At 29.0% G+C, this 10259-nt stretch carries 12 protein-coding genes, 2 rRNA genes and 1 riboswitch; of the genes, 12 read left to right on the top strand and 2 right to left on the bottom strand.

What is annotated here, in order from left to right:
* Both K5V21_RS18730 and rrf read left to right on the top strand, forming a co-directional pair.
* Nucleotides 1-118, top strand: a 23S ribosomal RNA gene (locus K5V21_RS18730); the annotation flags it as partial.
* A gap of 54 nt (nucleotides 119-172) precedes the next feature.
* Nucleotides 173-289: ribosomal RNA gene (gene rrf / locus K5V21_RS18725) — 5S ribosomal RNA — on the top strand.
* Nucleotides 290-437: 148 nt separating this feature from the next.
* Nucleotides 438-538, top strand: a riboswitch (purine riboswitch).
* Between the two features lie 166 nt (nucleotides 539-704).
* Here rrf and K5V21_RS18720 read toward each other — a convergent pair.
* Nucleotides 705-1877 (bottom strand): tyrosine-type recombinase/integrase, encoded by a 1173-nt coding sequence (locus K5V21_RS18720; protein WP_221862606.1) that lies wholly within the window; start codon nucleotides 1875-1877, stop codon nucleotides 705-707.
* Nucleotides 1878-2045: 168 nt separating this feature from the next.
* Nucleotides 2046-2501 (bottom strand): helix-turn-helix domain-containing protein, encoded by a 456-nt coding sequence (locus K5V21_RS18715; protein ID WP_221862605.1) that lies wholly within the window; start codon nucleotides 2499-2501, stop codon nucleotides 2046-2048.
* Nucleotides 2502-2704: 203 nt separating this feature from the next.
* Between K5V21_RS18715 and K5V21_RS18710 the strand changes: the two genes are divergently transcribed.
* The 10 genes from K5V21_RS18710 (at nucleotide 2705) to K5V21_RS18665 (ending at nucleotide 10082) form a co-directional block, all read left to right on the top strand.
* Entirely contained in the window at nucleotides 2705-2887 is a 183-nt protein-coding gene (locus tag K5V21_RS18710; protein ID WP_221862604.1) for a helix-turn-helix domain-containing protein, read from the top strand.
* Entirely contained in the window at nucleotides 2878-4662 is a 1785-nt protein-coding gene (locus K5V21_RS18705; RefSeq protein WP_221862603.1) for an ATPase, read from the top strand. Before K5V21_RS18710 ends, K5V21_RS18705 begins: the two co-directional genes overlap by 10 nt.
* 13 nt (nucleotides 4663-4675) lie before the next feature.
* On the top strand, nucleotides 4676-4936 hold the full coding sequence (locus tag K5V21_RS18700; protein WP_221862602.1) for a hypothetical protein: 261 nt from the start codon (nucleotides 4676-4678) through the stop codon (nucleotides 4934-4936).
* A 205-nt stretch (nucleotides 4937-5141) separates the two neighbouring features.
* A complete protein-coding gene (locus tag K5V21_RS18695) occupies nucleotides 5142-5453 on the top strand; it encodes a DUF6809 family protein (RefSeq protein WP_221862601.1) in 312 nt (103 codons plus the stop codon).
* A 14-nt stretch (nucleotides 5454-5467) separates the two neighbouring features.
* Nucleotides 5468-6004: an ERCC4 domain-containing protein gene (locus K5V21_RS18690; RefSeq protein WP_221862599.1), complete on the top strand. Its 537-nt coding sequence runs from the start codon at nucleotides 5468-5470 to the stop codon at nucleotides 6002-6004.
* A gap of 17 nt (nucleotides 6005-6021) precedes the next feature.
* Entirely contained in the window at nucleotides 6022-6360 is a 339-nt protein-coding gene (locus K5V21_RS18685) for a hypothetical protein (protein ID WP_221862597.1), read from the top strand.
* Nucleotides 6361-6380: 20 nt separating this feature from the next.
* Nucleotides 6381-7241 (top strand): phage major capsid protein, encoded by an 861-nt coding sequence (locus tag K5V21_RS18680; RefSeq protein ID WP_221862595.1) that lies wholly within the window; start codon nucleotides 6381-6383, stop codon nucleotides 7239-7241.
* 21 nt (nucleotides 7242-7262) lie between these two features.
* Nucleotides 7263-7673, top strand: coding sequence for a terminase small subunit (locus K5V21_RS18675; protein ID WP_221862593.1), 411 nt, complete (start codon nucleotides 7263-7265; stop codon nucleotides 7671-7673).
* Nucleotides 7666-8979, top strand: a complete 1314-nt coding sequence (locus K5V21_RS18670; RefSeq protein WP_221862592.1) for a PBSX family phage terminase large subunit — start codon at nucleotides 7666-7668, stop codon at nucleotides 8977-8979. The genes K5V21_RS18675 and K5V21_RS18670 overlap by 8 nt, the downstream gene beginning before the upstream one ends.
* A gap of 530 nt (nucleotides 8980-9509) precedes the next feature.
* A complete protein-coding gene (locus K5V21_RS18665; protein WP_221862590.1) occupies nucleotides 9510-10082 on the top strand; it encodes a xanthine phosphoribosyltransferase in 573 nt (190 codons plus the stop codon).
* The last annotated feature ends 177 nt before the right edge of the window (nucleotides 10083-10259 follow it).

Raw genomic sequence — 10259 nt, 5'->3', positions numbered from 1 at the left:
GATTTCCCATAGCGTAAGCTAGTAAGACCCCTTGAAGAACACAAGGTTGATAGGTCAGAGGTGTAAGCATAGCAATATGTTCAGCTGACTGATACTAATAGGTCGAGGGCTTGACCAATAAAAAAGACGATCAACAAGAATTCATGTGCAATTTTCAGAGAACAATCTGAAATCTGGTGATGATGGCATAGAGGAAACACTCCTTCCCATTCCGAACAGGAAAGTTAAGCTCTATAGCGCCAATGGTACTGCACGGGAGACTGTGTGGGAGAGTAGGACGTTGCCAGGTGAGTAACGAAAAGAGATAGTTTAATTACTATCTCTTTTTTTGTATATAATATGTAAAATAAGATAATGACTATACCTTACATTACTATACAATATATAAAATTTATAAAAATGCTTGTACTCACAAGCGTATAATGATATATTATATTAAAAATTATTTTTATTAAATTCGTATATGCTCAATTAAAGTTATGGCTTGAGCGTTTCTACAAGGAGCCAAATCCTAACTACGAATATATAGTGAAGTTTTATATAAACTATATGTTCCTAGACTAAAGTGGTCTAGAGGTATACAATGTGTAAAGTTAGTAATACCAACGTTTAGAGAAAATACACAAAGAAATTTGCCCCTCTTTTTGCCCCTTATAGCTTTTAATAAAGGCTTTTTGCCCCTTTTAAAACATAAAAAAAGAGCGTTATTTTACGCTCATTGATATATATAAATCATCTAATTTACTTGATATACTTTCCTTGGAGCTTTCTAGTACATGAGTATATGTGTCTAAAGTTGTTGATATATTACTATGTCCTAGTATAGTCTGTACTTTCTTAGGGTTCTCGCCTAATTCAAATAATCTAGTAGCAAATGTATGCCTTAAATCATGGAATTTCCTAGCTTTTAGGTTATTATCAGATAATATTTTAATGAATTCTTTTCTAATATTCCCAACATCTAAATACTTGCCATATGTGTTACAAAATACAAGTCTGTTACTATGATACATATTGGCTAATCTAAGTCTATTCTTTGATTGATATATTTTATACTGTTTTAATTTATCCTTTAAAAACACTGGTATCGGTATGGTACGAATACTACTTACTGTTTTAGGGGTCTGAACGAATATTTCCCCATTACCTCTGCCATTTTTACTGACAGTAGTTGTATAATTAGCAGTTTTATTTATAGATATTGTATTATTATTGAAATCCACATCATTCCAAGTTAAAGCTAGTAGCTCACCTCTTCTCATTCCAGTATTAAGAGCAGTGATGAATAACATCTCAAACTTATGACCTTTTATAGCTCCAATAAATAATTGTTGTTCTTCCAATGTAAAAGGATTAATTCTATTTGTACGCTTTAATTTATCCTCTTCTTTTTCTGTTGGTAGAACTATAGCCCTCGTAAAGTCTTTAATTGTTAAGTTATTATTATATGCATATCTAAGACTAGGAGCTATTATCTTATTTATTTGTTTTATGGTATTTACTGAAATACCTTTCTTTATTAGAGCATTGTAATACTTCTGTATATCAGTTTGATTTATGTCTTTTATATTTATATCTGAAATAGAGCTATCTTTAATATAATTTCTATATAATCCCTCATACCTTTCTTTGGTGGAGGGTTTTTTATTTACGAAATTTACTTCAAATAACCAACTCTCAAAAAAGTTCTCGAAACACTCTTTATTACTTTGAACACCATGATCTAATTCATAAGTTAAATCTTTAATCTTTTTATCAAGTTCTTTTACTGTATTTCCATATAAATCTTTTGGCGATTTTAAATTCTTATGTCTTAATCTAAAGAAATAATATTCTTTGCCATTTTTTAACTTTTTCTTATATGTGGTTTTAGCCATAAATTATATTCCTCCTTTATTTTTTTATTTTACTAACCAAATTACTTGTCTTTTGTCTACCTTGCCCTAAAGCCTTGTAATATCAAGGGTTGAGGTAGACTATGGGGGTAGACAGCTTTTGTCTACCTATGGTTTGAAATACATATAAATATCTATTTATTGGAAAAATTAGTCTATTTTAGAACCTAAAAGTAGTTTTTCTCTTTCAAAATTAGCCTCTATAATTTTATCAATATCATTGATTATTTGCTTCCAATCGCTGATATATTTTAAATTTTTTTCATTAGCTTTTCTACCAATATAGGCAGAAATTAATTTTGTATTAGAAATTTCCTCTGTGCCAAAGTCGGTTTCATCAAAAGCTTTTTTTGAGAAAACATGAGCAACTCTTCCTTCATCATTTACATAAGTATCACTAGTTCCAATTTTTTCTATACCTAATAAATCGGTTACTGGAACTTCAAGGCTGTTTGCGATTTTTTCAGCTATCTTAAAGCTAGGTTCCCTATCTCCCGATTCGTATCTTTGAATTGTATTTACAGACAATCCAACTAGTTTTCCAAATTCAGCTTGCGTCATTTTTTTATCTTTTCTGATTTTTTTTAAATTGTTACCTATGTCCATTTTTACAGCCTCCTAGTGTTATTTCTTATTATTATACACCTATTTGAAATAAAATAAACCCATTTAGATATATTTTTTTGAAATTAATATTGACATTACACCTAAAGGGGTATAATATATATTTAAAGACACCTAAACGGGTGAATTAAAACAAACCTGTTTGTTCTTAATAGGTTGAAAAAAATAACAGGAGGTAGAAGATAATGTCTAGCGAAGTCAATCCTATATTATTAACACCTATGCAAGCTAAAGATTTATTAGGCATAGGAAGAAACGAGATATATAACTTATGTAAAAATAAAAAATTTCCATCATTTAAGATAGGAAAAAAATATTACATCAATAAAGATAAATTACAAGAATGGGCTGATAAGCAATGCAAATAATTAAATTTGAATTAGAAGAATTAGAAAGTTGTTTTATATCCTTGGCTTATATGTTCAAGAATGAAGAAGCTAGAAAAGAATATACAATATTAAAACTAGATAATAAAATAGAGTTTCCTTCAAATGAGTTAGATATTATATCAAATATACTTATCAATTATTTAGAGGGAGAAGATATATTATTAAACTTTGAAGTTGTTAGAGAGCTTAATCAACATAAGATATACTCTGACATCGTGGAATATTCTAATAATACTATGAGTGAACCGTATCATAAGGCTTTTATTGATAAGATAAAGCAAAATAGGGATAGAATAGGCAACGTTTCATTAATTAAGTATACAGATAGTAAACAAGCTTTCATGTCGTATATAGGTGGAAACTTTAAATCACTTATAAATTCAGTTAATGAGTACAAGTTTATTAAATGGAATGACAAAGCATGGATAAAGCATACAGAAGAAGAGGCAAGAATTATTTACAATGATTTCATTAATCAATGTGAAGTAGAACTTCAAAATTCAGCTAATAAGATGAATAAAGAAGAATACTTAAAATTAGATAAAAAAATTAGAAGTTGGGATAATAAAAATCGGGTTAATGAGGCTTTAGACAAATTAAGGCGTGATAAAAGATATGTTATTAATCTCAAAACTCATAATAAAAATGAGAATATAATTTGTTCCAAGAATGGATTTATAATCAACCTAAATAATGGAGAAGTAAAAAAAGCTTATAGAAATGATATGATTTTAAATACTTCAAAATATGAGTTAGTTGATAAAGAAAAGTCTATAAAATTTATGAATGAGAAATTGAAATTGTATAAAGATGTACTAGGAGCAGAAAGATTAAATTTTATGTTAGATTTAATAGCTTATAAAATGCTAGGAAAAAATCTACAACTAGCAATATTTATGATAGGAGCTGGAGCAACAGGAAAAAGTACATTTAAAAATATCATAAAAGATTTATTTGAAGATAATATAACTAATGTACCTTATGAATATTTTACATTAAGCCATAGAGGTAATGATGATAAATCAAGAGATGATTTACTTGTATCTCTAAATGATAAGCTATGGGGAATATCTAGCGAGGGAGAAGAAGATTATATAATCAGTCAAGCAAAATTCAAGACTATATTATCAAACTCAACTGAAATGGCAAGACCTACAAGAGGAAATTTAACAGAAGTAAACTTACAGAAATTAGATTTATTAATTGATACTAATACTATCCCTAAATTTGCAAGTTTTGATGACGCAGTAAATAGAAGGTTACTATTTGTAAGATTTATGAATAAAATTCCTTTAGAAAAGAGAAATGCTAATTTTTACAGAGAAGAGATAAAGCCAAATTTTAGTTATGTGTTTTCATATTTTATATATAGAGCTATTGATATTCTAGGCAAAGAGTTGACAATTCCTAAATGTATAAAAGAAGATACACAACAAAATGTAAAAGAAATGGATTCTTTATTAAAATTTGCATTAGAGATAATAGCTCCATTAGAAGGTTCTCATCTTGAGTGTGAAGAAGTTGAAAAGGCATATATAAAATTATGTAATAATGAGGATTTAGTTAATATAATTCCAGAAAGTATAATGGGAACAGCTAAAAGCTATAATTTTATAGTTAATAAACTAAGAGATTTTAAGGGATATGAAAATATAAGAAGAGATAGAGTTAGTGGAGGAAAATATCAGAAAAAATATATAGTCAGAGGGGTAGTTTTCTTAGATGAAGATAATAATAATCCGTTTGATGATTAAAGGAGGAAAATAAATGTTAAAAACAAATTATAAAAGAAGATTTTACAAAGCTGTTGAGGTGCTAGAAAATTGTTCAGATGTAAATATCAAGAATAAACAAGGTGTGGTAATGGAATTTGGAATGGCGATAGATGACAATGCGTTCATTATGTATCATTTAGAAGAAGGTATAATAAATTTTTATCATAATGATGACGTTATATTATCATTTGGTGATGATAGTCCATTAATATCAATGTTTGAAGGGCTGATATTCTGCATTAACGAAGAATAATAAAAAAGGTAGCACTCATAATGAGATACCACCAACATAGCAACTTGATTGTATCTCATTTGGGTGTATTTGTAAAGGAGAAAAATAATAATGAAGTTAAAAATTTTAGAATACTACATTATTCTATGTCTAGAAAAAGGCATAGAGCCTACATGGAAAGAACTTAGGAAATTTCAATTAAATAATAGATAGGAGAGGTACAATTATGAATTTAGATAAATTACATGAAATAGTAAAGGATATTATAAACAGAGAGGCAGACATTGAATTTGAGTATGACTTTGAATATATGACTGAGGAGGAAGATGGCGAGTATAGGAAATGTGTTAATACTATTCGTAAGTTGCAATCAGAATTAGAGAGTAAGTTAGATGAAAAAGATAAGAAAAAATTAATAGCTTTAATTGATGCTTTATATTTGCAAGAAACTTTAGAGTCAATGTATTATTTTGAGCGTGGAGTTAGGAAAGGGTTAACTAATTTATGTTATTTAAATAAATATTTCAATTTATTTTAAGAAGGGAGTAGACAATGGTTGAGTTATTTAGGTACAAGGATTCAGAGTTGGATAAGCTATTAAAAAGCATAGTAATTTTAATTGATACTAGAGAACAAGAGAATAGTCATATAAAAGAATATTTTGATAAGAAAAAGATTGAGTATGATATTCAAAAACTAGATTACGGAGACTATAGCTTTTACATTCCAAAGAATGAAGAGCTTGGCATTCCTAGAGATTTATATTTTGATAGCATAATTTCAATAGAGAGAAAAGGTTCACTAGAAGAATTAAGTGGTAATTTTACTAAGGACAGAGCAAGAATCGAGGAAGAATTTTCAAGAAAGAAAGGTAAATTACACTTAATGATAGAGGGTGCTACTTATGATGATATTGTATTGCATAATTACAATACACAGTATAATCCAAAGAGCTTTATAGCAACATTAAAAACTTTTGAAGTTAGATATAATATCAATACTTTTTTTGTAAGCAAAAAGGGTGCGGGTAATTATATATATTACACATTTGTTTATTATTTAAGAGAATATTTAAAAAATAAAATATAAGAAAGGAATGATATAAAATGGAAAACCAAGAACAAAATAATTCACAAGAACAGGAGCAACAAGAGATTGATTACAAGGCAGAATATGAAAAAATGGTTACTGAAAAAGAAAGAAATGAGACATTAAATAATTTTAGGAAGGTTATTGATGAAAGAGGATATTCATTAAATGAAGAAAGATTCTCATCTAAATGCGAGAATTATGACAATGCAACATTAAAGAGCTTTGCGGATATGATTGAATCTTTAGATAGAAAGCCACCAATATTAAGTGGAGGTACTCCAGCCGATCCAGAGAATTTAAGTCGTAGAATAAACCAAAAGACATTAACATTTACAGATGTTATAAATAAATAGAAAAGGAGCAATAAGAAATTATGGCAAATACAGATACAACATTATTGAAGGATAACTTAGTTGGTTCAGTACCAACAGAGGTATCAAATGAACTTATAAAATCAATAGTAAAGCAGTCAACTGCATTTACAGTTTGCAGACACCTACCAATGAAAGGACAAAAGAAGGTACTACCAGTACTTACTGACACTGGCTCAGCTTACTGGACTGGTGAAGGAGAGAAGATAGGGACTAGCATAATGGCTTTTGATTATCCCGAACTAGAGGCTCAAAAGTTAGCAGTTATTATCCCATGTACTAAAGAAAAAATGAACGATTCTACATTAAATGTGTTAGAAGAAATAAAAGAAGGTATAGCAGACGCTTTTTCAAGAGCAATAGATAAAGCAGTATTCTTTGGAGATTCATCACCATTTAAAAATAATCTATTAAAAATTTCAGAGAGTAAAAAGATAGTTGCGACTGATAAATTTGATATAGATATTAGCGGAGCTATGGGAAAGGTTGAAGATGAAGATTACACAGTAAATGCTGTTGTTACTCACAATGGTATGAAAAAGACTTTTAGGGAATTAAGAGATGGAAATGGAAATGCAGTTATAATTCCTGGTGGTATTAGTGGTTCACAAATATATCAAACGCCTATATTTATTCCTCAATCTAAAGCATGGGATAAGGCTAGGGCAGAGGTTATACTAGGAGATTTTACAAAGGCAGTAATAGGAACTAGAGAAGGCATAGAATATGAGATTTTAAAAGAGGCTACTGTAGGTAATATAAACTTAGCAGAGCATGACTTAATAGCTGTAAAATGCACTATGAGATTTGGTTTTGAAGTTGTAGACGGGAAAGCATTTTCTCAAGTAGCACCAAAGGCTTAATGTTTAAAAGGGTTCTTCATTATGAGGAACCCTATTATTTTATATATAGAAAGGATTGATTTAATGTTAACAGATAAACAAAAGTTATTTTGTAAGGAATACTTAAAGAGCGAAAATGCAACAGAGGCATATTTAAAAGCTTATAAATGTACGCCTAAGACTGCAAATAGTAATGGGTGCAAACTATTAACCAGAGAAGATGTAAAAGAATACATGGAAGAATTGGAGCGTACTGGAGGGTTTGAAGAGGCAACGGAACAGGAGATAAGAGAGTTCTTTACACAGACTATGAGAGATAAAAAGGCAGCTCTTCATTTAAGAATGAAATCAGCAGAGATACTAGGTAAAAACTTTGGTCTTACTGTAGAGCAAAAACCACAAAAAGAACAGATAATAAGAGTAGTAGAAGGCGGGGAGATAATTAATGAATAAGGCAATAGTTATTAAAGATTATATTAACATGATATTGCCAGCATACAGACCATATTTAAAAGATTATAAGACTAGAGTGAATATATTTTATGGTGGAGCTGGTAGCGGAAAAAGTAAATTTATAGTTCAGAAAATGTTATATAAGTTAATAAATGATAAAAGAAAATGTTTAGTAGTTAGAAAAGTAGGAGCAACAATTAGAGAGTCTATATTTGCAGAGTTCAAGACTCTAATATCAGATTTAGGGATATATAATGAATGTAATATTAATAAAACGGATATGACAATAGAATTACCAAATAAGAGTATATTTATATTCAAAGGGTTAGATGATTCAGAGAAAGTAAAATCTATACAAGGGATTGATGATATTATTATTGAAGAGGCAACAGAGCTTGTGGGAAATGATTTTACACAGTTAAATCTAAGACTTAGAAGCAAAAAGGAAAATCAACAAATTCATATAATGTTTAATCCAGTATCAAAGGTCAATTGGGTTTATAGATTATTTTTCAAGAAAAAATATAAAGGCGCTTTAATAGTAAAGACTACGTATAAAGATAATACATTTTTACCTAAAGATTATATTGAGAGTATAGAGAATTTAAAAGAAACTAATTTTGCTATGTGGGAGATATATGCAAATGGAAAGTTTGCCTCATTAGATAAGAGAGTATTTACTAATTGGGAGACACTAGAGTTCGATATAGAGGCAGTAAAAAGAGAAGAGGCTGAAATCGTCGCTAAGGATTTGGGTTTAAATGTAACCAGTTTAATAAATCCTAGGGGTAATCCATTCTTAAAAAATCACTTCACTAGAAAGACATATTTTGGCTTAGACTTTGGTTATACAAATGACCCAAGTGCTTTTATAGTATTCTTAGTAGATGAAAAGAAAAAACTTATGTGGATATATGATGAGTTTTATAGGAGTGGTATGTTAAATGAGGATATATATAATTTAATAGCATACAAAGGATATTCTAAAGAAAGAATTATAGCGGATAGTGCAGAGCCTAAGAGTATAGCAGAATTAAGAAAGTTAGGACTAAGGAGAATAAAGTCAGCAGAGAAGGGCAAGGATTCAATTATACATGGAATACAATATCTGCAAGGGTATAAGATATATATTCACCCAAAGTGTGTTAATACTATAATGGAATTTGAAAATTACACATGGCAAAAAGATAAAAAGACAGGAGAATATATAAATAAGCCTATAGATGATTATTGTCATTTAATAGATGCTTTAAGATATGGAGCAGAGGCAATAAGAAAAGGTAAAGGAATAAGAATGTTAGCATAAAATCAAAGGTAGTCTTGAATTGAGGCTACTTTTTTATTATTTAAAGGTAGACAGGGTAGACAGAAGGTAGACAAGTCAAAGTGTCTACCTCAAAGTATTAGTATTAGTAGGTTTAAAGGGTGGTAGACAAGTAGACAGGTAATTTACAACTAAAAATATTATAAATAACTATAATATAAGAACTATAAATAAATTAATAGAGTTGGGTTGACTAGATAGTGAGAATATGTATAATAGATTTAACAGAACCCGTCAAGCCTCTTCACAATGCGAAACTGATGGGACTTTTTTATATACGGGAAATGATTTGGGAAATAAATTTTACAGGTATAGAAATTTGCCCCCTTTTTTGCCCCTTATAGAATGGAATAATATAAAACTAACTGGAATAATATAAAAAGTTAAATGACTAAAATAGGGGCTTTAACACGTTTTAGTATTTATATAAACTTGAACATTTAGACTAAAGTGGTCTAGTTTTTTTGTTATTAGGATCATTTATTTAAGATATTAAGGAGAGGAACATTAAGATGGAATTATTAAAAGATAAGATAAGACAAGATGGAAGAGTAAGAGAAGGAAATATACTAAAAGTAGATAGCTTTTTAAATCACCAAATGGATATTAAGCTTTTAAATGAAATAGGAAAGGAATTTAAAAGAAGATTCGAAGATGAAAAAATAGATAAGATATTAACTATAGAAGCATCAGGAATAGGTATAGCAGCTATAGTTGCTCAATACTTTGATTATGTTCCGGTTGTTTTTGCAAAGAAAACAGAAAGTCTTAATTTAGATAAAGAGTTATATGAGGTTAAAGTTCACTCATTCACTAAGAATAAAGAATATAGTGTCAGAGTTGGAAAGAGATTTTTAAATAAAGGCGAAAATATATTAGTAATAGACGATTTCTTAGCTAAGGGATGTGCTTCAAAGGGATTAATAGAATTAGTTAATCAAGCAGGGGCAAATTTAGTGGGAATAGGAATAGTTATAGAAAAAGGATTCCAAGAAGGTAGAAGTGTATTAGAATCTTTAGGAGCAAAAGTTGAATCATTAGCAATAATAGAAAGTATAATTGATGGAGAAATAAAGTTTAAGTAAATATACATATTATGATAGAGAAAAAAGAAAACTAAATTCTTTTTTCTCTATTTTTATTGTATTTAAAAAACCACTTGCTATGCAAGTGTGTTCAGATAAGCTTTAGCGGTGTATTATGTAAAAAAACCTCCATTTGTTAAAATAGAATTAGGTTCGCAGCCAAATTCAATAACAAAA

Source organism: Clostridium sardiniense (assembly GCF_019753795.1).
Taxonomy (GTDB): domain Bacteria; phylum Bacillota; class Clostridia; order Clostridiales; family Clostridiaceae; genus Clostridium; species Clostridium sardiniense.
Note: the sequence above shows the minus strand (reverse complement) of the source record. Positions and strands in the feature narration are given on the sequence as shown.